General features: G+C 72.0%; 24 protein-coding genes and 1 pseudogene. 13 read left to right on the top strand and 12 right to left on the bottom strand.

Going from position 1 to position 25,070, the window contains the following annotated elements; genetic code table 11:
• Window positions 1-264: 264 nt before the first annotated feature.
• From KV557_RS43690 to KV557_RS38585, 4 genes and pseudogenes are all read right to left on the bottom strand, one after another.
• Entirely contained in the window at window positions 265-438 is a 174-nt protein-coding gene (locus tag KV557_RS43690) for a helix-turn-helix domain-containing protein (RefSeq protein ID WP_308130278.1), read from the bottom strand.
• A gap of 33 nt (window positions 439-471) precedes the next feature.
• Window positions 472-996, bottom strand: coding sequence for a hypothetical protein (locus KV557_RS38595; RefSeq protein ID WP_218206435.1), 525 nt, complete (start codon window positions 994-996; stop codon window positions 472-474).
• Window positions 993-1,430 (bottom strand): annotated as a pseudogene (locus KV557_RS38590) (IS607 family transposase); the annotation flags it as partial. The gene KV557_RS38595 and the pseudogene KV557_RS38590, both read right to left, overlap by 4 nt.
• A gap of 106 nt (window positions 1,431-1,536) precedes the next feature.
• The gene (locus KV557_RS38585; protein WP_218206431.1) at window positions 1,537-1,983 is read right to left on the bottom strand and encodes an XRE family transcriptional regulator; all 447 of its coding nucleotides are present in this window, start codon (window positions 1,981-1,983) and stop codon (window positions 1,537-1,539) included.
• Window positions 1,984-2,230: 247 nt separating this feature from the next.
• Here KV557_RS38585 and KV557_RS38580 point away from each other — a divergent pair, with 247 nt between their 5' ends.
• Window positions 2,231-2,677: a hypothetical protein gene (locus KV557_RS38580; protein WP_218206430.1), complete on the top strand. Its 447-nt coding sequence runs from the start codon at window positions 2,231-2,233 to the stop codon at window positions 2,675-2,677.
• 252 nt (window positions 2,678-2,929) lie between these two features.
• Here the strand turns inward: KV557_RS38580 and KV557_RS38575 are convergent, their stop codons facing one another.
• Both KV557_RS38575 and KV557_RS38570 read right to left on the bottom strand, forming a co-directional pair.
• Window positions 2,930-3,394: an NUDIX hydrolase gene (locus tag KV557_RS38575; RefSeq protein ID WP_218206428.1), complete on the bottom strand. Its 465-nt coding sequence runs from the start codon at window positions 3,392-3,394 to the stop codon at window positions 2,930-2,932.
• A 377-nt stretch (window positions 3,395-3,771) separates the two neighbouring features.
• Entirely contained in the window at window positions 3,772-4,398 is a 627-nt protein-coding gene (locus tag KV557_RS38570; RefSeq protein ID WP_218206426.1) for an RICIN domain-containing protein, read from the bottom strand.
• Between the two features lie 495 nt (window positions 4,399-4,893).
• Between KV557_RS38570 and KV557_RS38565 the strand changes: the two genes are divergently transcribed.
• Complete coding sequence (locus KV557_RS38565; protein WP_218206423.1) at window positions 4,894-8,001, top strand: AAA family ATPase; 3,108 nt, start codon at window positions 4,894-4,896, stop codon at window positions 7,999-8,001.
• Between the two features lie 263 nt (window positions 8,002-8,264).
• Here the strand turns inward: KV557_RS38565 and KV557_RS38560 are convergent, their stop codons facing one another.
• Both KV557_RS38560 and KV557_RS38555 read right to left on the bottom strand, forming a co-directional pair.
• Window positions 8,265-8,405 carry a DUF397 domain-containing protein gene (locus tag KV557_RS38560; RefSeq protein WP_374106723.1) on the bottom strand — a complete coding sequence of 47 codons (141 nt, stop codon included), beginning with the start codon at window positions 8,403-8,405 and terminating at the stop codon, window positions 8,265-8,267.
• Between the two features lie 22 nt (window positions 8,406-8,427).
• On the bottom strand, window positions 8,428-9,294 hold the full coding sequence (locus tag KV557_RS38555) for a helix-turn-helix domain-containing protein (protein ID WP_218206418.1): 867 nt from the start codon (window positions 9,292-9,294) through the stop codon (window positions 8,428-8,430).
• A 147-nt stretch (window positions 9,295-9,441) separates the two neighbouring features.
• On the opposite strand from KV557_RS38555, the gene KV557_RS38550 reads away from it, so the two are divergent.
• From KV557_RS38550 to KV557_RS38535, 4 genes are all read left to right on the top strand, one after another.
• Window positions 9,442-9,645: a hypothetical protein gene (locus KV557_RS38550; RefSeq protein ID WP_218206416.1), complete on the top strand. Its 204-nt coding sequence runs from the start codon at window positions 9,442-9,444 to the stop codon at window positions 9,643-9,645.
• Window positions 9,645-9,893, top strand: coding sequence for a hypothetical protein (locus KV557_RS38545; protein WP_218206414.1), 249 nt, complete (start codon window positions 9,645-9,647; stop codon window positions 9,891-9,893). Before KV557_RS38550 ends, KV557_RS38545 begins: the two co-directional genes overlap by 1 nt.
• Before the next feature lie 92 nt (window positions 9,894-9,985).
• Window positions 9,986-10,447, top strand: coding sequence for an NUDIX domain-containing protein (locus KV557_RS38540; protein WP_218206412.1), 462 nt, complete (start codon window positions 9,986-9,988; stop codon window positions 10,445-10,447).
• Between the two features lie 191 nt (window positions 10,448-10,638).
• Window positions 10,639-11,157, top strand: a complete 519-nt coding sequence (locus KV557_RS38535) for a hypothetical protein (RefSeq protein WP_218206411.1) — start codon at window positions 10,639-10,641, stop codon at window positions 11,155-11,157.
• Between the two features lie 79 nt (window positions 11,158-11,236).
• Here the strand turns inward: KV557_RS38535 and KV557_RS38530 are convergent, their stop codons facing one another.
• From KV557_RS38530 to KV557_RS38520, 3 genes are read right to left on the bottom strand one after another with little or no spacing between them, the layout of a single operon-like run.
• On the bottom strand, window positions 11,237-12,448 hold the full coding sequence (locus tag KV557_RS38530; RefSeq protein WP_218206409.1) for a cytochrome P450: 1,212 nt from the start codon (window positions 12,446-12,448) through the stop codon (window positions 11,237-11,239).
• Window positions 12,449-12,482: 34 nt separating this feature from the next.
• Window positions 12,483-13,853 carry an NAD(P)/FAD-dependent oxidoreductase gene (locus KV557_RS38525; protein ID WP_218206407.1) on the bottom strand — a complete coding sequence of 457 codons (1,371 nt, stop codon included), beginning with the start codon at window positions 13,851-13,853 and terminating at the stop codon, window positions 12,483-12,485.
• Window positions 13,843-14,052, bottom strand: coding sequence for a ferredoxin (locus KV557_RS38520; protein ID WP_218206406.1), 210 nt, complete (start codon window positions 14,050-14,052; stop codon window positions 13,843-13,845). The genes KV557_RS38525 and KV557_RS38520 overlap by 11 nt, the downstream gene beginning before the upstream one ends.
• 636 nt (window positions 14,053-14,688) lie before the next feature.
• Here KV557_RS38520 and KV557_RS38515 point away from each other — a divergent pair.
• A complete protein-coding gene (locus KV557_RS38515; protein WP_308130277.1) occupies window positions 14,689-16,350 on the top strand; it encodes an alkaline phosphatase family protein in 1,662 nt (553 codons plus the stop codon).
• A gap of 93 nt (window positions 16,351-16,443) precedes the next feature.
• Window positions 16,444-17,316 (top strand): DJ-1/PfpI family protein, encoded by an 873-nt coding sequence (locus tag KV557_RS38510; protein ID WP_308130276.1) that lies wholly within the window; start codon window positions 16,444-16,446, stop codon window positions 17,314-17,316.
• Between the two features lie 40 nt (window positions 17,317-17,356).
• Here KV557_RS38510 and KV557_RS38505 read toward each other — a convergent pair whose 3' ends face one another.
• Window positions 17,357-19,216 (bottom strand): glycoside hydrolase family 35 protein, encoded by a 1,860-nt coding sequence (locus KV557_RS38505; protein ID WP_218206401.1) that lies wholly within the window; start codon window positions 19,214-19,216, stop codon window positions 17,357-17,359.
• 154 nt (window positions 19,217-19,370) lie between these two features.
• On the opposite strand from KV557_RS38505, the gene KV557_RS38500 reads away from it, so the two are divergent.
• The 5 genes from KV557_RS38500 (at window position 19,371) to KV557_RS38480 (ending at window position 25,017) form a co-directional block, all read left to right on the top strand.
• Window positions 19,371-20,867, top strand: a complete 1,497-nt coding sequence (locus KV557_RS38500) for a PTS transporter subunit EIIC (RefSeq protein WP_218206399.1) — start codon at window positions 19,371-19,373, stop codon at window positions 20,865-20,867.
• Between the two features lie 541 nt (window positions 20,868-21,408).
• Entirely contained in the window at window positions 21,409-22,182 is a 774-nt protein-coding gene (locus KV557_RS38495) for a PE-PPE domain-containing protein (RefSeq protein WP_218206397.1), read from the top strand.
• A 282-nt stretch (window positions 22,183-22,464) separates the two neighbouring features.
• Window positions 22,465-23,448 (top strand): DUF4129 domain-containing protein, encoded by a 984-nt coding sequence (locus KV557_RS43685; RefSeq protein WP_256178584.1) that lies wholly within the window; start codon window positions 22,465-22,467, stop codon window positions 23,446-23,448.
• Window positions 23,445-23,924, top strand: coding sequence for a hypothetical protein (locus KV557_RS38485; protein WP_218206395.1), 480 nt, complete (start codon window positions 23,445-23,447; stop codon window positions 23,922-23,924). Before KV557_RS43685 ends, KV557_RS38485 begins: the two co-directional genes overlap by 4 nt.
• Window positions 23,925-24,000: 76 nt before the next feature.
• Entirely contained in the window at window positions 24,001-25,017 is a 1,017-nt protein-coding gene (locus KV557_RS38480) for an AAA family ATPase (protein WP_218206393.1), read from the top strand.
• The last annotated feature ends 53 nt before the right edge of the window (window positions 25,018-25,070 follow it).

Genomic DNA, 25,070 nt, shown 5'->3' with positions numbered 1-25,070 from the left:
CATCACGGCCTTTGGTTGATCTACGTGTCTCTTGGCGGAAACACATGATCAAACAGGGGCCGCCCTGCTGTCCGGCAAACGACGAACCCCACCAAGAAACGATCTTGGTGGGGTTTAAAGCCAAGCTGAGCCGATCCGCCCCAACCGGGCAGGGGTGACAACCGCCGGCACCGGACCACCACCCGCAGCCGCAAGGCCACGGGTGGGCGGGCAGGTGGCGCGACCCCCTGGCCGGCGGGGCGAGAAGGAAGCGGTACATCGTCATCAGGGCACCGAAGCGCACCTCGCGCTCCGGTGACACCGGGCGACGGCCCAGTTGTACGCCGTACGGGCAGCACCCGCGTGACTGTGAAGCGCGGCGTGCTGCACTGCGGAGGGGTCCAGGGCGAACCTGTACGCCTGGACGACACAACCGTCTTTGACCTGGAACTTCTTCACCCCGGACACCTCCTTTCGCCGGTACCGGTCCGGTCAGATGATGGGGCAGTCGCCCCGGTGGACTTCCCACGTCGCGTGGTTCAGCGGATCGACACCGGCCCAGGCAAGGGCGGCGAGGTCCAGCGGGCCAAGAAGCGTCACGTCCACGTCGCCGCACACGTCGCCGTGCGCCCGGACAAGTTCCCTCGATGCACGGAATGCCATGTCAGCGGCGATCAGCTCGGCGTCGTATCCCTTGATCCGCCGGTAGTTCCCCGCGAGGAGATGCGCCTCCACCTTCTCCGACAGGATCAGCATCCGGTGCTCCTCCTCGAAATCCCGCTGTTTCTCGCGGGCGATCCGGGAAGCGGTACGGGCAGCCCGCTCGGCGAGCAGCGCCACGAACCAGTCCGGCGCGTCAGCTGGATTCGTCTTCCACTTCTTCGCGGTGGTCGGCTGGAGCATCTCGGTCACTCCGGCTGCGCGCATCGCCCGCGCCACCTCATGCACCCGGAGCTGGACGGTCATCGCCGTCACGACCGGGCACAGGGCGCGGTCGGCCTTCTTCTGCGGTGTCATCCTCTTAGGCATCCGTCATCACCGGTGGCGGCGGCAACAGCGCGGGCGGCCCGGTTCTTCGCCGCCCGTTGCCCGTACAGGCGGGCGCACATCGAGGTCAGCACGTCCGTCATGTCCCGTACCAGGTCATCGGTGCTCTCCTGCGAGTCGATGATGATCAGTTCCCTGCCGGTGGCGGCGAGAGCGGATTGCAGGTGCTCGACACCGAACCGCGCCAGGCGGTCACGGTGCTCGACGACGATGACCGTAGCCGTCGGATCGGACAGCACGCGGTGCAGCTTGCGCCGCTTCCCGTTCAACCCGGAGCCGATCTCCGTCACCACCTCTCCCACCGCCAGGCCACGCCGGTTCGCCTCCTGCGTCACACGCACGGCCTGCCGATCCAGGTCGGGCTTCTGGTCGGCGGACGACCCCCGGCAATACGCCACGACACGACCGGAAACAGCCTTATACGATATGCAGCAGCATTCGCCCCCACGCACCCCGCACGGTGTGTTCCCCTCCCCGCTGTCCCGCCCGGCCCTCGTCCGTGCCTCCCGGTCAGGAAGCCGGGCGCCGGCGGGCGGAGTCCCGGCGGGCGATGACGTCGATCAGCTCGCTGACCGTGTCCAGCCCCTCCGGCGAGAGGTTGACCGCCCGCAGCGCCAGGCTGCGCACGCCCGCGTCGCGCAGCGCGCCGAGCAGGGCGAGCTCCTTGGCGATCTCGGCGCCCTGCCGCTCGTCGAAGAAGTACGCGGGCGGGACCTGGAAGAACCCGGCGAGCGCCTCCAGGTGACGCTTGGTCGGGTTGTCCCGGCGCCCGGTGCGCAGCTGCCACAGGTAGGTGGTGGAGAAGGACTCCCCGGTCGCCTCGCGGCAGGCCCGGGCCACCTCCTCGTTGGTGTACTGCTCGCGGTCCGGCCGGCGGACCGTCTGGAACAGTGCTTCGATCCTGGCCGCGAGCCCCGACGTCTCGACCGGCCCGTCCTCGCGGGGCGACTCCGCCATGGCAACACCTCTCAACCCGCCCGGGACCTCCGCGCCTCAGCCTGGATGAACGAAGGAGATCCTGAACGATCACCATAGCTCAGCAGCATGACCCTGTGTGACCTCTCATCTGCCAAGCCGTTCATATCAGTTGGCCGGTGCGTGGTGGCTGCCGTTCTGGGCTGCTGAACGCCCGGGCGTCCCGCAGCCGTTGACCTGGGCGGGTGCGCGCCGGGCGGCGGCGCGCGCGGACGTCAGGAGAGCGGCCGTGCTCACATTCCACGGCGCGTGGCGGATCACCGTGGTCGTGCGGAACTCCGACTTCGACCAGCGTGCGGTGGTGCGTGGTCTGTACGGGACCCGGGTGATCCCGGGCCGGCCGGGCGCCACGCTGGCGGTGGACGAGGAGAGCTGGACGCTGTCGCCGGAGTACCTGCCCTGGGACGGTCGTTGGCGGCCGAACGTGCGGATCATTCCGGGGGCGGTCACCGAACACGACGGCGTCCGCAGCCGATTGCTGACCAGCAGTGACCAGGACTTCCCGGGCAAGCCGCTGGACTACGCGAACTTCGTCCTGCGCCTGGACCAGGTCCTGGCCCCCGCTCCCGTCCGCAGCAGCGTTCACCTGCCCGCCGCGAACCAGACGATCCGCACCACGTCCTCGCACACCGCCGTCCCCGCTGCCACGGCCGTCCCCGCCCAGCAATACGGCTGAACGCCCCTGTGCCCTGGGGCCGTTGACCGGGCGGGTGCGCGCCGGCCGGCGGCGCGCGAGGACGTCAGGAGAGCGGCCATCGTACGCGTGGAGCAGGAAGTCGACGGGACCGACTTCCTGCGCCGGGCGGGGTGGAGAAGTAGCAAGGCCCCGCCGCCCCTGGTCTCGGGGCGGTGAGGCCTGATCCCCGGGTATCACCTCGGCGCGTTGGCGGTCGGCTCTGTGGAGTGGGAAGTCGGCGAGGCCGACTTCTCAGTCCAGGGGTTCGGTGGCCGTGAGCCGGCGGCCGTCGTGGGAACGGATGCTGGGAGGGTCGGGGCGTAGGGCGTCGAGGATGCGGACGGCGTAGACCTCGTTCATGCGGGCGGAGACTTCCTGCGGGGTCAGCCAGTCGATGGCGGTTGATTCGTCGGAGAGGCGTTCGGTGCCGCCGATGGGGTGGCAGCGGAAGACCAGGGCGACGACGCCGCGGTTCATGTTCTTGTACACGCCGGTCAGTTGGTCGACGCGGACCTTGAGTCCGGTCTCCTCGTGGATCTCGCGGTGGAGACCGTCTTTGATGGTCTCCGCCGGTTCCAGCACTCCGCCCGGAGGCTCCCAAGTGCCATTGTCGGCGCGGCGGATGGCGAGGACACGCCCGTCATCGCGGACCACCACCCCCGTGACGGACACGGAGTGTACCGATGTTGGCCGGGGTTGCCCGGCGTCGTTGCTCATGAGCGGGAGGATAGGAGCTCGGGGAGTGGGAAGTCGGTGCGGCCGACTTGGGGTGCCGTTAACGACCGTGTCATGAGCCGCAAATGCGGGTGATCTTTGGTCGTTTGTCCGCGTTGACCTGGGGTTGTCCGGCATGGGGCGGCAGCCGGTGGGCATGGACGAGCTGGTGGAGCACTGGACGGTGCTCGATGACGAAGCGGACCTGGTCGCGGGGAAACGCGGCGGGACACGGGTGGGCTTCGCGCTGCTGCTGAAGTTCTACACCCGGCAGGGCCGGTTCCCGCGTGGCCGGGCGGACGTCCCGGGAGATGCACGCGAAGTGCACCAGGGCATGCCCGGGCGCACTTCGCGTTCATCTCCTCCAAACCCCCGGCAGGCTATGCGGCCGGCAGTTGGGGCAGGTCGAACGTGACCCACTGCTCCGAGGGCTGGCCTTGGCAGTACCAGAGCTCGGTCGGGCTGCTGGGGCTGGTGGCGTAGTTGTTGACGTTGAGGCACAGGCCGGAGTTCGGGTTGAAGATGGTGCCGTCGCCGCGGAGCTGCCACTGCTCCGCGGGGTTGCCGTTGCAGCCCCAGATCTCGGTCGGGCTGCTGGGGCTGGTGGCGTAGTTGTTGACGTTGAGGCACAGGCCGGAGTTCGGGTTGAAGATGGTGCCGTCGCCGCGGAGCTGCCACTGCTCCGCGGACTGGCTGAGACAGTTGTAGATCTGGGTGCTGGAGCTGGGGCTCTGGCTGTAGCCCGAAACGTTGAGACACAGGCCCGAATTCAGGTTGTAGAGGTGATGCGCCGCGCCATCCTGAGCGGGGACTGCAACCCTGCCCGTGCTCTGGGCCTTCGGCAAGGCATGTGAGGCGGCCGAAGCCGTCGCCCCGGGCAGCACTGCGAGGAGGGCTGCGGCGACACCCGCAGCGGCGGCGACGCGGCCTCGCGCGGTGCTCCTGGCGGATCCGCGTCGCTGGAGGTGGGCCAGGGCGCGAAGCGCGGTCTTGGTGGCAGAGTGCATGATCTTCTCCTTAGTTCCTGGGAGGGAGTGCGTGCTGACACGGCCCCTGACGGTCCATCAGTGGCCATAATGGGCATGTGCATGCCAATAGCCATGGAGCAGCCCCGCGGGGTGGGGCCCGGCGGGATGTGATCAACTATGCCGACCGTCTGGTGACACACCGTTGAAAGACCGGCGTGAGCGGCATGCCAAGAGCGTAGCTAACCCATCGATGTAGTCCCCCTGGGTGCCGGCGAGGACCGCCCGCTGTCCTTGACCGCGGCCGGTCGTTGCTTGATCGCGTACAGCAAAACACTGGCGCCGACGTGAGCACCACGAAGAAGGGCACGACGAACTTCCGGAACTTTGGCCGGAAGGACTGTCCGGCGGTGCTGCCTGGTACGGACTTCCCGTTCGATTACCGGTGGGTAGGATGATCCGGTGTGCGGCGCCCCGTGGGGGTCCGTGCCGTAGCGCCGCGGGGGCGCCGGGGGAAGTGGATAGCGGGGGCGGTTGATGACGGCGTTCGGGGAGAAGTTGCGGGAGTTGCGCCGGGTCGCGGGGCTGACGCAGGAGGAGCTTGCCGCCGCGGCCGGGTTGTCGGCCCGGTCGGTCCAGGATCTGGAGCGGGGTCGGCGTGGGCGCCCCCAGCGGCGCACGGTGCAGCGGCTGGTGTCGGCCCTGGGCCTGGCGGATGCCGAGGCCGCGATGCTGCTCGCGGCCGGCCGCACGGGCAGCCGGGTGGACCCGAGCACCGATGAGGGTGCGGCGGGGGCTGGGCTGCTGGAGCGTCAGGACCAGTGGGCGGTGCTGGAGCGTGCGGCGGACCTGGCGCGGACGCGCCAGGGCGCCGTGGTCTGGGTCCAGGCCGGTGCGGGGATGGGCAAGACCTCGCTGCTGCATGCCTGGGCCGCCGCCCAGCACCCGCGGGAGATCCGGGTGGCGTGGGCCAGCGGAGCGGAACCGGAGCAGGACTTCGCGTTCTCGGTGCTGCGGCAACTGGCCGAGCCGTTGCTGGCCCGCGCCGGTCACACCGGGCGGGAGCGGTTGCTGTCGGGACCGGCCCGGCCGGCGTCGCACGCGCTCGGCGCGCAGGAGGCCGGCCAAGCCGGGGAGTTGTCGCCCGAGGCGTCCCAGGGCCTCCTGCACAGCCTGTACTGGCTGATGGTGCACATCACCGACGACGGGCCGGTTGCCCTGGTCGTCGACGACGCGCACTGGGCGGACACGGCGTCGGTGCGGTGGCTGGAGTACCTGGCGCGGCGTCTTGGTGGCCTGCCCCTGCTGCTGGTGCTGGCCGGACGGCCCGACGCCGGGCCCCGGGTCGCACCGCTGCTGGAGCAGATCGCCCGACAGCCCTCCTGCATGCCGGTCGAACTGACGGGGTTGGGGGCCGACAGCGTGGCAGGTCTGGTTCGGACGAGCCTGGGACAGCCCGCCGAACCCGGGTTCGTCGCCGCCTGCGCGCGGGCGACCGACGGCAGTCCCCTGCTGCTGGGCAGCCTGCTGCGCACCCTGGCGGACAACGGCGTCCTGCCCACCGACAAGTATGCGAACGTGGTGGAGGACTTCCGGGGCCGGATCCTGGCCGGCACCGTCGTCAAGCGCCTGACCGGCCAGCCGGAGCCCGTCGTGCGTCTGGCCCGGGCCCTGGCGGTCCTGGGAGACGGGGCCGCCTGGCACGTCACGGCCGAGTTGGCAGGTCTGAGCGAGGCGCAAGCCAGGGAGCTCGGACGGGGGTTGCAGCGCATCGGTGTGCTCGCGCCCGGCGAGCCACCGCGGTTCGATCACCCCCTGATCCGCGCCGCCGTCACCGAAGCCGTGGCCGGGCCGGTGGAACTGGCCGCGGAACACGCGCGCGCCGCCGAACTGCTCAGACGCGAGGGCGCGACCGACGACCTGGTGGCGGCCCACCTCCTGCTGGCCGAACCAGACGGCCAGGACTGGCGGGTTGCCGCCTTGCGCCAAGCCGCGCAAACAACCCGGCGGCGAGGGGCCGCAGAGACCACCGTGACCTATCTGCGCCGGGCCCTGCGCGAGCCCGTGTCCGCCCCAGAGCGCGGCCCGCTGCTGCTGGAGCTGGGCAAGGACGAACTGCAAGTCGACGTGGCGGCTGCCAGGCATCACCTGGCGCAGGCCCAGGCCGCGCTGGCGGACCCGTATTCGCGGGCCGATGCGGCTTACCGGCTCGGCACCTCGCTGTTCCTCGCGCACCAGCACGAAAACGCCCTCGGTGTCCTGGGCCGGGCGGTGGAGGACCTTGAGCGCACGGACGACGGCACCGGCCTTGCCCGCGAGGTGTCCTGGTTCCTGCAGGCGCAGATGGTGCTGATCGGATACGACCAGCTGTCCACGCTCCCCGCCGCCCGCCGACACGCCCGGCGGCTGTGGGACTACAGGCTGGCTGGCGACACCCCCGGCCAGTGCGTGGTCCTGGCAGCGCTGTCCGGCTCGGCCGTCACCGGGGACGCCAGCGCCGCCGTCACCAACGACCTCCTCGACCGGGCCCTCAAGGGTGGCCTGGCGGGCATCGACACCTCACAGATCCTGGTAAGCCTGGCCGGCCTGGCCTTCGTGGCCACCGACCGCCTGGACGACGCTGCCGCGCAATTCGACCAGATCGCCGACGTGGGCGGCCGGTTCGGCTCCTTTCTGATGGTCTCGGCCGCCATGACCTGGCAACTGCTCGTCCACACCCGCCGAGGCCACCAAATCCCGCTGACCGGCGAGTTCGGACACCCCAGCCCGGCGAACGGCGAGGGCATGGAATCGGTCACCCTGGCGATGACCACCCTGTTGGGCGAATCACTGATCGAACGATCCGACCTGCCCTCGGCGACGGCCGTGCTCGCGCGGGACGCCGGCCACGACAAGGCGGGCTGGGCCTGGCAGGGCCTGGCGCACCTGGCCCGCGCCCGCCTGCACCAGGCACGCGGCAACCCGGCCGCCGCCCTCACCATCCTGCTCGAATACGGCGCGCAGGAGAAACGCGCCCACGTAGCAAACCTGGCCATGACCCCCTGGCGGTCCCGCGCCGCAGCGCTGCACCTGGCACTGGGACAGCGCACCGACGCCCTCCAACTCGCCACCGAGGAACTGGAGCTGGCCCACCACTGGGGCACCGAACGAGCGATCGGTGTGGCCTCCCGCGCCCTGGGCACCGTCCAGGGCGGCCGGGAAGGACTGGCGCTCCTGCACGAGTCCGTCACCCTGCTGGAGCGCTCCCCCGCCCGCCTGGAACTGGCCCGCGCCCAGTACCAGCTGGCCACCGCCCTGCAGCGCGCCGACCAGACCGATCAGGCCCGCCACACGCTCAGCCAGGCGCTCGACCTCGCGGACACCTGCGGCAGCATCCAGCTGGCCGAACGAGCGCGCACGGCCCTGACCGCGCTCGGCGTCCGCACCCGACCCGCACCGGCTCCAGCACCGCTCCTTTCCCTGACGCAGCACCGGCTGACGGAACTGCTCCGCGCCGGCCACACTGACCGCCAGATCGCCCAAGCCCTGCTCCTGACCCCCCAGGACGTCACCGGTCTGATAGATCAGATCGGCCGCACCCCGGGCACGACCAGCACAGCGGAACCGGCACGCCCCGCCCAGCCCGAGCGGGCGCATCACCGCTGACCCATCACCGGTGCCACTGACAGGCTCCCGGAACCGAAGGCCCCCGCTGGGTGTAGCGACTTGACGGCGTGGGTTCAGGGGTGGAAGAGCTGCAGGATGCTCCTGACGCGTCCCTGGGCGTCCAGGGATTTGCGGCTCATGACACGGTCGTTAACGGCACCCCGACTTCCCGTTCTGGGGCGGCAACTTGGGGTGCCCGGTCGAGATGGCATGGGAAGGCCCCACCGCCCCGGGTGTGGGGCGGCGGGGCCGGAAGCTGTGGGTTACTGGGCGTCGAACTCGCCGGTGCGGACGGCGGTGATGAAGGATTGCCAGGCGGCTGGCGCGAAGGTGAGTCGGGGGCCGTCAGGATCCTTGCTGTCTCGCACGCGTCCGGGGTGGGCATCGTCCACCTCGACGCACATGCCGCCGTCGTTGTTGCTGTGGCTACTCTTCCGCCACCTCTCCTGCTTGTCTGCTGGCACGACCGTACTCCTGTGAGATGCGCCGGATCATCGCCCGGGAATCCCGGGGCGACAGGGCCATGGCCCTGAGGAGATCGTATGACCTTTGGCGAACGGCAACACTCTCGAAATCATCGATGAGCTCACCACTCCGTGCGCCTTCCTCCCAAACAACCGGAGGGCTGCCTGGCACGGCGTAAATGAAGAGAGATCCGCCCATCTCGGCATGCTCACCGGCTGAGTGCGGGAGTACTTGCATTGTGACGTGAGGTCGCCGATCCGAGGCCAGTGCAGCGAGTTGCCGCCGCATGGCCGCTGCTCCACCGACGGGGCGGCGAAGAACTGACTCATCAAGGACGAACCAGCAGTGCGGCGGCGTGTCGGAGTCCAGACGCCTTTGCCGTTCCAACCGAGCTGCGACGGATGCGTCGAGTTCCTGAGGAGTCATGTCCGGACGGCCAGCCTGCAGTGACCGGCGAACAACTTCGGGAGTCTGTAGAAGTCCGGGGATCGTGGCCGCAGCATACTCCTCGATGACTGAGGCATTGGCTTCAAGTTCGACCGATCGCCGGTACTTGCCGGGGAACTTCTCCTTCTTGGCCAGTTGATAGATCCGGCCGAAGAAGCCGTCCGTGCCGAACGCGGCATCAAGCTTGGCCGGAAGCTCGGGAGGCGGCATCGACTCGGCGCGCTCGATCCGGGCCAGGTGCCCCTTTGAGATGCAGCCGATGATCTGTGTCAGCTGGTCGAGGGACATGGCATCGGCGCGCTTCCGATGGTCGCGCATCTCCCAGCCGAACAGGTCACGGGCCGAACGCCCGGGATCCAATTCGTTGGGCATGAAAGCCATGGCGCCCCTCCAGTGTGTCCGACCCGAACGTGGCACACGTCCACGCTGGTCAGCCTACCTGCGGTGAGCGACGCTTGGACCACGGACAGTGAAGTCGATCGTGAATCGACGCACGTGACTGCACATCAGCAGGGAAAGCGATCATCCATGGCTATCAGATCAACTCAGCCTGCCAAGCTCCATGGCTACGGGGTGCGGTGGGACACCGATGCCCGGTGCTACCGGGTGCGGAACGAGGTCACGGGGGAGTGGCTGCGCTCCTCCTCCGGTGAGCTCGCCTCCTTCTCCTCGTTCTGCGACGCCTTCTCGGCGTGGCGGGGGTTCGAGGTGCACCGGCGGTTGGGGGAGTGATGGGGGCGATCCTGAACCGTGCGACCGCCGAGCAGCGGCGTGAAGCGGCCTCCGTGGTCGATGACTTGACGACCGTGCTCGCGCTCGGTGGGGCGAAGTTGCCGTCCCTGGAGGTGGATTGGGAGTACGGGCGCCGCACCGGCTGCTACCTGATCAACCTCGGGTCGGCCCGGGCCTCCGAGCTGCTGCGGATCGTCGATCTCTTGCGCAAGGGGCTGCGGTACGAGCGGCTGACGTATGACGACTGACCTTCTCGTCCGTCTTCTCTGGTGGCTCTGCTTCGCCGTCTCGCTCCTTGCCGGGATCAACTGGCGTTCCAGGAACAGGAAGTAACGCCCCGATGCGCGATCCCCGTCTCCTCGCCAAGCCGCCGGTGTGCCGGCTCGGCTGCCTCGTCCTCGTCCGCAACCCACGCGGCGATGTCCTGCTCGTCGACCCCGACTACATGGACGGCATGATCCTCCCCGGCGGCGCCGCCCGGCCCAACGAGCCGCCGCACGAGGCCGCCGCCCGCCACCTCCTCGCCACCACCGGCATCGCCCGGCGGCTCACGCACGTTGTGGCCGTCGACTTCACCCCCGCCGACCGCTACCTGGAACGCCTCAACCTGGTCTTCGGCGGCGGCACGGTCGACACCGACCGCATCACCGTCCCGCCGCAGCACCGAAGCGGCCTGCTCGGCGCCCGCTTCGTGCCGGAGAAGCAACTCCCCGCCGCCATGGCCCCCGCCCAGGCCGCCCGCGCCGCCGAAGCCCTCACCAACCGGACGGTCCCGCTGCTGCTCCACGGCCAACGCGCCTAGGATCCGCGCCGATCAGGTGTACGGACAACGGGGGATCTGCACACGGCGGACGCGACAGAGCGCCGACCGTACTGAGATTCCACGGCGACTGGCGGATCACCGCTGGTACCCCGGCTGAACGCCCCCGCGCCCCGCAGCCGTTGACCTGGGCGGGTGCGCGCCGGGCGGCGGCGTGCGAGGACGTCAGGGGTGTGGCCGTGCTCAGATTCCACGGCGCGTGGCGGATCACCGTGGTCGACAAGAGCGCCGACTTCGAGCAGCGCGCGGTCGTGCGCGGCCTCTTCGGGACCCGGGTGATCCCCGGCCGGCCGGGTGCCACGCTGGCGGTGGACGAGGAGAGTTGGACGCTGTCGCTGGAACACCTGCCCTGGGGCCGCAGTTGGCAGCCCAACGTGCGGACCACCCCGGGCCCGGTCAGCGAACGCGACGGCGTCCGCAGCCACTTGCTGACCAGCAGCGACTGCCACTTCCCGGGCAAGTCCCCGGACTACGTGAACTTCGCCGTGCGCCTGGACCAGATCCTGGCCCCCGCCCCTGTCCGCACCACCCCCCACCTGCCCGCCGCGACCCAGACGATCCGCACCTCCTCGTCGCACGCCGCCCCCACCACGGCCGTCCCCGCCCAGCTCGGGACCCCGTCGCGGGGCGTCCCCGTCCAGCCCGCGGCCCCCGCGCGCTCCGCCCGGACCGGCTGGGAGCCGGGCCGGTAGCCGCTCCGCAGAAGCGCTCGTCACCCCGCACGGTCACACGCTGCCCTGCCCCGGAGGGCTCCGGGAGACGGGTGGGCCGCTATCCGCGCGACGGGGACAGCTCGATGGGAAGGTGGCGGGGTCCGCGCAGCACGGGGCTGTGCCGGTAGGGGGGAGGGTCTTCGACGAGGGTTGCGGTGCCGAGGCGGGGGATCAACGCGCCCAGGGCGATCTGGGCCTCGATCCGGGCGAGGGGCGCGCCGTAGCAGATGTGGATGCCGCTGCCGAAGCCGAGGTGCTGGTTGTCCGGGCGGGTGGGGTCGAACCGGTCGGGGTCGCGAAACCGCTTGGGGTCGCGGTTGCCCGAGGCCAGCACGAGCACCACGGGGACGCCCTTGGGAATGGTGGTGTCGGCGACCTCCAGGTCGGTCAGCGGGGTGCGCTGCGGCAGCAGCTGGACCGGGGGCTCGTAGCGCAGCAGTTCCTCCACCGCGCCTGGCAGCAGGGCGGGTTCGCGGCGCAGCAGGTCCAGTTGGTCGGGGTGGCGCAGCAGGGTGAGCACCCCGTTGGTGATCAGGTTGACCGTGGTCTCGTGTCCGGCGATGAGCAGCAGCACGGCGGTGGCCGCCAGCTCGTCGTGGGTGAGCGCGGCCGGCTTCGGGGCGTTGATGAACGCGGACAGCATGTCGTCGCCCGGTCGGCCGCGGCGCTGCTCGGCCAGGCCCACCAGATACCGCCCCATCTCCTCCCGGGCCCGATCGGCGGCTCGTGTCCGCTCGTCGTGGTCCGCGCCCGATGTGAGGTCGAGGGAGTCGATGATCGTGGTCGCCCACGTGTGGAACACCGGCTCGTCGTCGCGCGGGACACCGAGCAGTCGGCAGATGACGGTGACCGGCAGCGGGTAGGCGAAGTCGTCGACGATGTCGATCCGGGTACGGCCCTGGAGCGAGGCGATCAGCTGGTCGGTGATCCCGGTGATCTCGCCCCGCATCGCGTCGACCCGGCCCGGGCTGTGCGGGGGCCCGAACGGCCGCGTGGCCAGGCCGCGCAGCCGGTGGTGTTCGGGATCGTCGAGCTGGATGAAGGAGGGCTGCTGCGGCATGGGCGCGGCGAACTCGGCGGCGCGGTTGCGGCGGTCGGAGCTGAGCCGCGGGTCGTGGAACAGGGCGGCGATGTCGTAGTACCCGCCGACGAGGTAGCTGCCGTCCGTCTGCCGCGCCACGCCCACCTCGCGCAGTTCCGCGTACAGCGGGTAGGGGTCGGGGCGGCTGGCGTAGTCGTTGATCCGCTCCAGCAGGGTGTCGACGGCCATGCGTGGCTCCTCGGGGTGGGGAAGAACGGAAGGGTCAGCAGGCGCGCCGCACCACGGTCAGTCGGCGGTCCGGTAGGTGACCGGTGAGCGCGACGGTGGGCCCGTGCGAGAGCCCCTTCGGATCCGGCACGTCGGAGGGGATCGGGAACTCGGTCACCAGCGGGTGACCGTCGGCCGCGCCGGGTCCGGGCGGGAACGGGGCGGCGGTCTCGATCAGGCGCTGGTAGTACTCCAGCCACTTGGCCATGTTGACGGTGACCGCGGCGGTGATCCGGCCCCGGTAGCCGTAGACCGCCACCAGGCGGCGCGCGGCGAGCGAGCCCTGGGCGATGACCACCTGGTCGGAGAAGGTGGGGACACCCACGGACTTGATGTTGAATCCGAACTGGCTGGACCAGAAGACCGGGACCGCGAGGTGCGGGCGGCGCAGCGGTCCCGGGCTCACCATGTTGTGGGCCGCCACCTCGGCCTGCGCGACCGCGTTGCCCCAGTGCTCCAGCGAGAGCATCTGGTAATCGAAGAGCGGATGCGGGAAGCGGGAGACGTCCCCGGCCACGAAGACGTCGTCGGTGACGATCCCGTACATGTTGAAGGCGCGGCACCCCGCGTCGCAGGCGACTCCCTGTGGGCCCGCCGCCAGCCCGGCGTCGGCGAGCCACTCGACGTTGCGGACCGCACCCATGGCGACGACGCACACGTCCGCGTCGATGCGGCTGCCGTCGGACAGGTCCGCGCCGGTGAACCGGCCGTTCCCGCGCAGCGCGGTGACCGTGACACCGCAGCGCAGGTCCACCCCGTGGGCCCGCTGCATGCCGGCCGCGAGCCTGGACAACGTGCCGCCGAGCGCCCCCACCAGCGGTGCGGGGCCGCGTTCGGCGACCGTGACCTCGATGCCCCGCTCCCGGCAGGCCGAGGCGATCTCCGAGCCGGTGAAGCCCGCGCCGATCACCAGCACCCGGCGTGGCCCGGCGGCCAGCCGATCGGCCAGGCGCCCGGCGTCGTCGCAGGTGCGCAGGGTGAACACGCCGTCGAGGGCGGCCTCCTGCGGGTTGGGCCAGGGCCGCGCCCGGGTCCCCGTGGCGATCAGCAGCCGGTCGAAGGGCAGTGACTCGCCGTCGGCCAACAGCACCCGCTTGCCGATCGGGTCGAGACCGGTGGCGCGCACCCCGAGCCGCCATTCGGCATCCGGGTCCCAGCGTGTCGGCAGCTCGGTGGCGTTCGCCGCGGCCTTGCCGAGCAGCACCTGCTTGGACAGCGGCGGGCGGTCGTAGGGCGGACGGGGCTCGTCGCCCACCACGGTCAGTGTGCCGGTGAAGCCCTTCTCGCGCAGCGTCTCGGCGGCCCGCAACCCGGCCAGCGACGCACCGACGATGACGATCCGGCCCTCACGAAGGTCACCCGGCACAGGCGCTCACCGCCTCGCCCACGAGAATGGCCTGGACCGGGCACGCCGCCGCGGCCTGGCGCACGCGCTCCAGTTGCTCGTCGGGGACATCCGGGCGGTACAGCAACGCCTCCTCCCCGTGCAGCTCGAACATCTCCGGCGCGAGGAACACGCACTGCGCATACGCCTGGCAGCGGGTGAGGTCCACGACGATCCGCATCCCGGGTCACCCTCTCTGTCGCCTCAGCTCCCTGTCTCTTTATAGGCACGGGCAGGATCAAGCGCTCGCCCGGCTACTCCGGCGGAGCCCCCGCGGGGCGCCACGGTCCGGGTCGTCCCAGTGCCTACGGGTTGCTGCTCCCGGTGTCGATCCCGGTGTGCCGTGCGGCAGCGCAGGGGGCCTGTTCGGCTGAACGAGCGGATGCGGGCAAGGGCCGGCCCGGCGGCACATCCGGCGCCGACCCGGAGGTGTGGGGCGGGGGACGCCCCCCGGCGTGCCCTGCGCGGAGGGCCCCGGCCTCGACAGCAGCGTGCCCGCCCACCGCTGTGGATCCGGGCGACGATCGCCGGGCGCAGACGACCTGCCCTGCCGACAGGGCTGCTTGCAGTCAGAGCGGTGAGTGCGGGTCCGGGCGTCCGAGTACCTCCGCCGATCCCTTTGACCACGAACCCGGCGGTGGGCCGGCAGGGCCGGCCGCGCACACGCCGGGAACACGCTGAGCGACGGTCACGTCCACGCCCTGGACAAGGCCCAGCCTTCCCAGCCCGTTCACGTCCGCGCCCCTTCAGGTACACGGGGCGCCACTACTCATAGCGTCGAGCATCCGCAACTTCCTCAGCCAGCACAGGAGTAGACGTGACCCGTCGTTCCGTCCGCCTCGCCGCCGTCCTCGCCGCGAGCGGCGCACTGGCCATGGGCTCGGTCGGCCAGGCCTTCGCCGCCGACACCGACTTCGCCGGCCCGCAGCACCGGGGCGCCGCCAGGCACGTCCTGCTCATCTCGGTCGACGGCCTGCACCAGTCCGACCTGTCCTGGTACATCGCCCAGCACCCGCAGTCGGCGCTGGCCCGGCTGGTCGGCGGCGGCGTGGAGTACACCGACGCCAGGACCACCAACCCGTCGGACTCTTTCCCCGGCATGGTTGCCCAGGCCACCGGCGGCGGCCCCGGCACCACCGGCGTGTACTACGACGACACCTGGGAAGCGAAGCTGCTGCCCGCCGGCACCACCGACTGCAAGAGCGCGAGACCGGGCGTCGAGGCGGACCTCACCGAGAACCTGGACAGGGACCAGAGCCGGCTCGACGCAGGCCAGGGCCTTCCGGGCCTGCCCGGCACCATCCTGTCCATGACCGGCCGGCCGCAGACCCTGCTCAACCCGGCCAAGCTCCCGGTCGACCCGGCCACCTGCAAGCCGGTCTACCCGCACTCCTTCGTGCGCGTGAACACCATCTTCGAGGTGGCCCGCCAGGCCGGCCTGCGCACCGCCTGGTCGGACAAGCACGCGGCGTACGACATCCTCAACGGCCCGTCGGGCGAGGGCATCCAGGACCTCTTCACGCCGGAGATCAACAGCGACGCGACCGGCTACGCCGCCGGCGTGGACTGGACCAAGGACAACAAGGCCACCCAGCAGTACGACGGCTACAAGGTGCAGGCCGTCCTCAACGAGATCGACGGCTACGACCACAGCCGCACCCACCACACCGGCACCCCGGCGATCTTCGGCCTGAACCTGCAGTCCGTCTCCACCGCCCAGAAGCTGCCCGGCTCCGACGGCCTGCAGGGCGGCTACGCCGCCAAGAACGTGCCCGGCCCGCTGCTGGCCAAGGCGCTGGACTACGTGAACGACCGGATCGGCGCGCTCACCGCCGAACTGCGCAAGGAGCACCTGGATCGCAGCACCACGGTGATCCTCTCCGCCAAGCACGGCCAGTCGCCCACCGACCCCGCCGCGCTCACCCGGATCGGCGACGGCCCGCTGCTGGACGGCCTCAACGCCGCCTGGAAGCAGGCCCACCCGGGCGCCGGCGACCTGGTGGCGCACGCGGTGGACGACGACGCGATGCTGCTGTGGCTGAACGACCGCTCCGCGCAGGCCACCGAGTTCGCCAAGACGTACCTGCTCGCGCAGAGCGGCACCGGCACCGACATCACCGGTGCCCCGAAGGCCTTCACCTCCGGCGGCCTGAGCAAGGTCTACGCCGGTACGGCCGCCGCCGACCACTTCGGCGTCGAGCCGGGCGACTCGCGGGTGCCGGACGTCTTCGGCGTCGCCCAGTACGGCGTGGTCTACACCGGCGGCAAGGGCAAGATCGCCGAGCACGGCGGCGCGCACGCCGACGACCTGGCCGTCCCGCTGGTGGTCGCCGGCGCAGCCACCCCGGCCCACGTGCGCGACTCCGCGCCCGTGCGGACCACGCAGATCGCGCCCACCATCCTGAGCCTGCTGGGCCTCGACCCGCAGTCGCTGCAGGCGGTTCGCGCCGAGCACACCAAGACGCTGCCGATCCGCTGACCCGCCGCCACCCCGCTTCCTCGACGCCACCCGGAAGGCCCGCCGGTTCGCCCCGGCGGGCCTTCGCCGTACGTCGCCGCCGGACCCCCGTTTGTGCTCGCGCCTGCATCGGATCGGCCGACCGCTGGGTCACGATGCCTTCAGGGCCGCCCGGCGCGGCCCGGAGCCACCAAGGACGGAGCCGAAGCCTTGCACGAGACCGTTGATCCGTACCCGACCGAGCTTGCGCACGCCGTTGACACCCTGCCCGGGAGGAACCGGCAGAAGGCACCGCAGAACCGAGTGGTGATCGCTTTTCTCCTCTACGACGGGTTGACCGGGCTCGACCTCCACGGACCGTGGGAGGCCATCAGCGTGGCAGCACGAATGTCCGGGGACGACGTGACACGCCACCTGGTAGCGGCCACACGCGATCACGTGACCACCGACGCGGGCATGCGGCTGCAGCCGACGGCGACACTTGCCGACGTGCCGGCCCCGGACGTCCTCATCGTCCCCGGCACCGGGACACCGCACGTACCGATGTCGGACCGGCGGATCACCGACTGGGTACGGACTGCCGACCGGACGTCCACCTACACCGTCTCGGTGTGCACGGGGGCACTCGTTCTCGGCATGGCCGGGCTGCTGCGCGGTCGCCGTGCGGCCACCCACTGGGCCTTCCGGGACTACCTGCGGTGGGCCGGCGCCAGCGCCATGGAGGACCGCTGGGTGCAGGACGGCAAACTCCTCACCTCGGCGGGCATCTCTGCGGGCATCGACCTCGCACTCGTCCTGGTGGACAAGCTGTGGGGCCGCGATGTGGTCGCCCGTACGCAGGCGGTCATGCAGTACGAACCGCAGCCGCCCTTCGACTTCGGCTCCGGGGACAAGCTGCCCCCGGAGTTGCTGCACCGGATGCAGCAGGGCCAGGCCCACGAGCAGCAACTGATCCGGACCGCTCTCACGTCAGCCCACGCGGACTGACGCCCTGTCCACACGCGCCAGAACTTCCGGATCCGACCACTCAGTACTCGCTGCTCGGGGCCTGGGCCGTGGGGCCGAGGTCGGGCTGGTCGCGCAGCTCCACGGCCTCGCCGTGGTGGTCGAGTTCGAGGACGACGACTTCGTTGCGCCCGGCCCGCCACAGCGGGGCGGGGGCGTAGAGGGTGCGCTGGGGGCCCTCGGCGGTGTAGCGGCCGAGGAGGAAGCCGTTGAGCCAGAGCAGGCCGCGGCCCCAGCCGGGCAGGGCGAGGAAGGCGTCGGCGGGGGCGGTGAGGTCGGTCCCGAAGCGGTGGAACGCCGGGTCGCCGTCGGCCACCGGTACGGACTCGGCGTCCTCGTAGGGGAGTTGGCCGAGGTCGGTGAGCGGGAGCGGGCGGATCTCCCAGTCGAGGAGCAGCTGCTGGCCGTGGGCGACGCCGCGGGTGATGCCCTTGCGGTCGTCCATGTTCGGGCCGTAGTTCACCCGGCCCAGGGCCTCGACCAGGATGTCGAGGGTGGCGCCGCCGGGGCCGGTGGCCAGTGGGAGCGTGGCGGCGGGCGTGTTGCGGTCGAGGGTGCCGAGCGGGCGCCCGTCGGCGAAGACGTGGGCGCGGTCGGCGAGTCCGTCGATGCGCAGCGGCAGTTCGGGGCGCGGTCCGGGGACGCGGGTGCGGTAGTGGATGAGGCCGCGGGCCTGGCCGAGGCGTTCCATCGGCTCGGGGCAGGCCCGCCGCACGGGGGTGGAGAGCCGGCCGAGGGCGGCGAGCAGGCGGGCGCGCCCGGTGGGGCGGTCGAGGCGGCGCGGGGCCAGGCGCGGTGGCGGGGCGGGCAGTTCGCCCCCTGGGAACCCTGGAAGCTCCGACAGCTCCGACAGCTCCGACAGCTCCGGCAGGTTCGGCAGGTTCGGCAGGTCCACGTACCGGCCGATGACCTCCCGCAGCGCGTGGAACTTCTCGGTGAGCTCGCCCGCCTCGCCGATCGGTGCGTCGTAGTCGTAGCTGGTGGCGGTGGGCTCGTACCCGGCGTCGCAGGGGTGGGCGCCGCTGTGGTTGGCGCCGGCCCACAGGCCGAAGTTGGTGCCGCCGTGGGCCATGTAGAGGTTGACGGAGGCGCCGGTGGCGAGGAGTTCGTCGAGGGAGGCGGCGGTCTCCTTCGGGTCGCGGACGTGGTGGGGCGCGCCGAGGCGGTCGAACCAGCCGATCCAGAACTCCATGGCGGTCAGCGGGCCTTCGGGCTGGTGGCGGCGCAGCACGGCGAGGCGTTCGGGGGCGCGGGAGCCGAAGGTGGCGGTGGCGAGGTGGCCGGGCAGGGTGCCGCCCTGCTGCATGGTGTCCTGGGCGCCGTCGGTGGTGAACAGCAGGCAGTCGACGCCGCGCCGCACCAGGCCGTCGCGCAGGTGGCGCAGGTAGGCGGCGTCGTTGCCGTAGCTGCCGTACTCGTTCTCGATCTGGACGGCGACGACCGGGCCGCCGCGGCTCGCCAGCAGCGGCAGGATCTCGGGGACGACGGCGTCGAACCAGCCGTCCACCTCGGCCAGGTAGGCGGGGTCGGCGCAGCGCAGCCGCAGGCCGTCGACGGCGAGCAGGCGGGCGGGCAGGCCGCCGAGGTCCCACTCGGCGCAGATGTAGGGGCCGGGGCGCAGGATGACGTCCAGGCCCAGCCGCTGGGCGGTGCGGGCGAACCGGGCGACGTCCCGCCAGCCGGTGAAGTCCACCTCCCCGGTAGGCAGTTCGTGGAAGTTCCAGGGGATGTAGGTGTCGACGGTGTTGACGCCCAGGGCGCGCAGGCGGCGTAGCCGGTCGTCCCACAGGTCGGGGTGGACGCGGAAGTAGTGCAGGGCACCGGAGACGATGCGGTGCGGCGCGCCGTTGCGCAGGAATCCGGAGGCGTCGTGGTCGAGCATGCGATGGCTACCAGCTTTCGGTGCGGGCTGCGGGAGCGGGCAACTGGGGGAGTGGCGAGCGGGGGAGTGGCGGGTCTCGGCGGGTGGTGTCCGGGGATTTCTGGGTACCGCCCTGCTGCCTGGTCCTTCCACGACGAACGGAACGGCACACCTGATGACGGACAAGCACACCCGCACCGCCCGTGACCTCCTCGACCTCGTCGGCGGCGCCGCCAATGTCACCTCCATCGCCCACTGCATCAGCCGCCTGCGCCTGGGCATCGCCGACCCCGGCCGCGTCCGGACCCGGCAGGTCACGGACCATCCGGCGGTCCTGGGCGTCGTCGAGGACGGCACCTACCAGATCGTCCTCGGCCCCGCCGCCGTCGACCGGGTCGCCGAGGCCTTCGAGAAGCTGGTCGACGAGAACCGCGTCTCCGTAAAAGGCACGGACGCGGCAGGCACGGACGCCGCCGCCCTCGCCGCCAGGGGCGCGGCACTGAAGGCGGCATGGAAGGAGAAGAACGCCACCCCCGGAAAACTGCTCCTGCGCAGGATCGCCGACATCTTCGTCCCCCTGATCCCCGCCCTCATCGCCTGCGGCATCATCGCCGGCCTCGGCGCCACCCTCAACTCGCTGGCCCTCTCGACCCATTCGAGCGCCCTGACCGGGATCGTCCCGGTGACCACCGCGCTCTCCCAGGGCTTCATGTCCCTGATCGCGGTGTTCGTCGGCCACAACACCGCCAAGGAGTTCGGCGGCACCCCGGTCCTGGGCGGCGCGGTGGCCGGCATCGTCGTCCACCCCGGCGTCGCCAACGTCACCCACACCCCGTTCGGCCACCTCAAACCCGGCCAGGGCGGCGTCCTCGGGGCGCTCGGCGCGGCCCTGCTGTGCGCGGCACTGGAACGCTGGGCCAGGCGCCGGGTGCCCGACGCCCTGCAGATGCTGCTCGTGCCCACGATCGCCGTCGCCCTGTCCGGCCTGGCCGCCCTGATGGTCCTGATGCCGCTGGCCGGCGTGATCGCCGACGGCATCGGCAACGGCGCCACCTGGCTGCTCGGCCACGCGGGCGCGGGCGCCGGCGTCGTCCTGGGCGGCCTGTTCGCCACGCTGGTGATGCTCGGCCTGCACCAGGCCCTCATCCCCATCCACGCCACGCTCATCGAGCACCAGGGCTACAGCGCGCTCTACCCGATCCTCGCCATGGCCGGCGGCGGCCAGGCCGGCGCCGCCCTGGCCGTCTACCTGCGCGCACGCCACAACCCCTCGCTGCGCCGCGTCATCAGGTCCGCGCTGCCCACATGCGTCCTGGGCGTGGCCGAGCCCGTCATCTACGGGGTCACCCTGCCCCTGGTCCGCCCGTTCGTCACCGCAGGCATCGGCGCGGGCGTGGGCGGCGGTGTCGTCGGCCTGTTCGCCCAACTCGGCCTGACCACCGGCTCCACCGCCATCGGCCCCTCAGGCCTCGTCCTGCTGCCCCTGCTCGACGGCACCCACGGCCTCGGGCCCGCCGCCCTCGTCTACACAAGCGGCTGGCTTACCGCCGCCACCGCCGGGTGCGCCGCCACGTACGTCTTCGGCTTCACCCCGGCGATGCTCGCCGACCTCAACTCCCCACCGGGCGACGGGAACCGTTCCTTTGGACTGATCAGGAGTGACTCCCGATGAGCCGCACGCCCCGAACGGTCCTGGGCGTACTGGTCCCCGGCGTACTCAACCCCGCTGGGCGACACGCATCCTGTGCGTGGTCCGTCCCGGGAGGCCGGTTCCCTCACGACCCGGCCGGCGGACACGGCCAGCGGCGACGGGGAGGCCCTGGACCATCACTCCGGTGGAGCAGGGGCCCCGCACGCCGGCACCGAACCCGATGTCCCGGATCGCGCCACGAGACTACGTGAGCATGCAGCCACCTCACAGACAGCCGACCGGATGCCACCCGATCGAGCCACCGAACACTCCTGTGCACTTCCCCACGAGCAGTCCACAACCCTCCGCCGCACCGGCCCTGGCCGAGGCCCACGCGGCGGGCTCGCTGCCGCCGGCCCGCGGGCCCCGAATCCCTGTCAGACCCCCGTCGGACCAGGGCTTTCGGCGACCGGCCATATCTGGCCGGTCGCTGTCCTGGCCCGCCGACCAGCGCGGACAACACGATGGGCACCGGTCGCCGTACCCGACGCGGCGCTCACCCCGACTCAAGGAGTTGACCGGTATGTCCGCGCAGAGCAGGTTCGCCCGCCGCCTCAAGGCCGTCCTCGCGTCGACCGCGCTGGCGCTGACCGGCGCCGCCGTCGTGCCGACGGCCGCGCACGCCGACACGGCGCACCACTACTACATCGAGATCGGCGGCACCGGGTCGTCCCTGGACGCGCCCAGGTGCACGTCGACCTTCGACGCCGCGAACCAGCACCTCAACGGCGGCATCGCGATCCCGGTCTGCTACCTGGCCAGCGGCGGCCCGTTCGTCGGCAGCCACAACGAGATGCCGGCCCCGCTGTTCACGCCGAGCTTCGGCGACAGCGTCAACCAGGGCTACTGGAACGCCAAGGCCGCGCTGGAGAAGGCCTACCAGGACGACCCCACCGCCCACTTCACGATCGCCGGCTACTCGCAGGGCGCCTGGGTCGGCGACCTGCTGCTCCAGTCGATCGCCAACAACGGCACCGCCGTGCCCCGCGAGCAGGTCGACGGCATGCTGTACGCCGACCCGATGCAGCCGGGCACCGGCTTCTGGCACCTGGTCCCGCAGGGGACCCTGATCCCGTTCGTGGCGTACTCCCCGGGCACCGGGCCGGAGAACTTCCCGGGCGGCGTCCCGGTCCAGCGGTTCTGCATCAAGACCGACGGCGTCTGTGACGCCACGTCGCTGGACTCCTTCTCCGGCTTCCTCAACCAGCACCCGCGCTACTTCCAGCCCGGCAGCGTCATCGACAGCACCCTCGCCAACACCGGCGGCAACGGCACCACCTGGTACCCGGCGGCCTGACCCGGCGCGGAGCCGAATCAACGGGGGAGCCGAACGGGGGAGCTGAGCCAACGGGGAACGGCGTCGCGGTCCGACGAGGGACGGACCGCGGCGCCACACCCATGCCCGGGGCCGCCCGCTTTGTGACCATTGATTCCATCGCAAGCCCGGCCCTCGGGCAGGGATTCCGGTCCTTCGGAGCTGAGGGGGCGTCAAAAGCAGTCGATCACTGTGCAAGACTGATCCCTTGATGACCGGCACGGCGGCACATCCCGCGCCGGCCCGGAGGGGGAGCGGATCGGCATGAGCACCGGTACGAGCCGAATACCGGCCCGGCAGGCACGCCCGCAGCACTCACGGCCGCGGATCGCCGCGGCGGCCCTGGTCACGGGCGCCCTGGTGCTGGCGGCCCTCGCTTTGCAGTCCACCCCCGCCGAAGAGCCCCCGAGCTTCGGACCGCTCGTCCGCCACCGCCTGCTCGTCCTGCTGCTGGCCGCGGGCTGCGCCGTCGGCGGCGTCGCCCTCACCGTCGTGCAGCGCAGGCTCGCCCACGAAGCCGAACAGGCCGAGCAGGGAGAGCCGGGCGAGGGCACGGGCCCGGCGGCGCAGCGCCTCGCCTCGGCCGCGGCGGTGCTCCTGCCGCTCGCGGCCGTCGCCGTGCCGATCGCCCTGCTGCGCCTGCCCGCCCCGCCGCCGCCGGCGGCCAGGCCGTGGAGCGAGGCCACCGGCTCGGCGACCCCGTTCATCGTGCCGCCGCAGCCCCCGTCGTACACACTCCCGCCGCCCTCGGGCGGGCATGCGTCGGCGGTCGACCTGGGCTCCGTACTGACCGCGGCGGGCACGGTCCTCGCGGTGCTCGCCGCCGCCACCGGAGCCGTCCTGCTGTGGCGCCACCTCGCAGGCCGCCGCCCCCTTCCGCCGCCCCTGCCCGACACCGCCCCGCTCACCGGCCGGGCCCTCGCCGAGGCCGTCGACCAGGGCCGCCGGGCCCTGCAGGGCGAGGACGTCCGCGCCGCCGTGATCGCCTGCTACGCCGCCATGGAGGCCTCGCTCGCCGACTCCGGCCTCACCCGCCAGGCCTCCGACAGCCCCGCCGACCTCCTGCACCGCGCCCGGACGACCGGCCTGCTCGACGGCCCGCACGCCGCCGCACTCACCGCACTGTTCCGCGAGGCCCGCTACTCCAGCCACCCCCTGGACGCCGCCCAGCTGACCGCCGCCCGCGCCGCGCTCGACGCCATCGCCGCCCAACTCGCCGACCACGCACCCACACCGGTGACCCGATGAGCATCACCCCCCGCCTGCTCGCCGTCCTCGCCACCGCCGCCGCCGGCGCCGAGACCGCCCTCGCCCTGGCCGGCGGACTGCCCGCCGCCGGCACCACAGCCGTCGTGATCGCCGCCGCCGCCGTGCTCACCGCCCGCTACACCGCCGGCCACGACGCCCAGGACAACGCCCGGCGCGCCCCGCTGCGCCTGCTGGAGGAGCGGCGCGCCGGCCTCGGCGACTGGCACCGCGTCGTCGAACAGGGCCTGGCCGGCCAGGGCGACGACGCCCAGGTGCTCCGCAGACGGCTGCAGTGGCTGTACGCGGCCCGCCTCGCCGAGCGCCACGCCGTGTCCCTCTACGACCGCCCCGAGGCCGCCGCCGCCCTGGTCGGCCCCGAGGCGTGGTCGCTGATCGACCCCGCGCGGCCCGCCAGCCCCGAAGCCGTCCCCGCCCCGGTGCTGCGCGCCGCCGTGGACCGCCTCACCCGGCTCTGAATCAGCTCCGAACGACCACCTCCGAACGACCGCCTCTGCACGACCCGCCCGGACCACACCCCACCGTAGGAGCGCAGTGAGCACCACCCACGCCGCCCAGGCCGGCCCCACGACCCCGGCCCTGACGCCCCGCCAGGCCGGGGAACGCGCCCGCCGCATCCTCGACGAGATCGGCCGCGCCGTGGTCGGCAAGACCGAGGCGCTCGACCTGGTGATGTGCGGCGTCCTGGCCGGCGGCCACATCCTCATCGAGGACCTCCCCGGCCTCGGCAAGACCCTCCTCGCCCGCTCCTTCGCCACCACCCTCGGACTGGACTTCCGCCGCATCCAGTTCACCCCCGACCTCCTGCCCTCCGACGTCTCCGGCGCCCCCTTCTACGACCAGCGCAGCGGCGAGATGGTCTTCCGCCCCGGCCCGCTCTTCACCCACCTCCTGCTCGCCGACGAGATCAACCGCACCCCGCCCAAGACCCAGGCCGCCCTGCTGGAGGCGATGGCCGAGTCCCAGGTGAGCGTCGACGGCGTCACCCGCCCGCTCCCGCACCCCTTCGTGGTCATCGCCACCGCCAACCCCGTCGAGTACGAGGGCACCTACACCCTCCCCGAGGCCCAGCTCGACCGCTTCCTGCTGCGCGTGCGCATGGGCTACCTGCCGGTCGCCGACGAGGCCGCCCTGCTGCGCGCCCGCCTGGACCGCGCCACCCCCGAGACGGTCCTGCGCACCCTCGCCGACCCCGCCGAGGTGGTCGCCATGCGGGCCGCGCTGGAACGCGTCGAGGTGGACGACGACCTGGTCGCCTACGTCGTGGCGCTGATCGACGCCACCCGCTCGCACCCGCAGATCCAGGTCGGCTCCTCCCCGCGCGGCGGCCTGGCCCTGGTCCAACTCGCCCGCGCCCGCGCGATGCTGGACGGCCGCGACTACCTGATCCCCGAGGACGTCAAGGCCCTCGCGGTGCCCGCGCTCGCCCACCGCGTCACCCTGCGCCCCGAACTGTGGGTGCGCCAGATCGCCGCCGACGACGTCATCGCCGAGCTGACCGAGCGGGTCGCCGCCCCGCAGACGGTGCCCGCCGCGGCCGCCCGGCCGTGACGCCCGCCCCGCTGCCCGCGGCGCCGGACCCCGCCCCGGACCCCGCCGTCGCC

This window comes from Kitasatospora aureofaciens (assembly GCF_019192735.1).
Taxonomy (GTDB): domain Bacteria; phylum Actinomycetota; class Actinomycetes; order Streptomycetales; family Streptomycetaceae; genus Kitasatospora; species Kitasatospora aureofaciens_A.
Note: the sequence above shows the minus strand (reverse complement) of the source record. Positions and strands in the feature narration are given on the sequence as shown.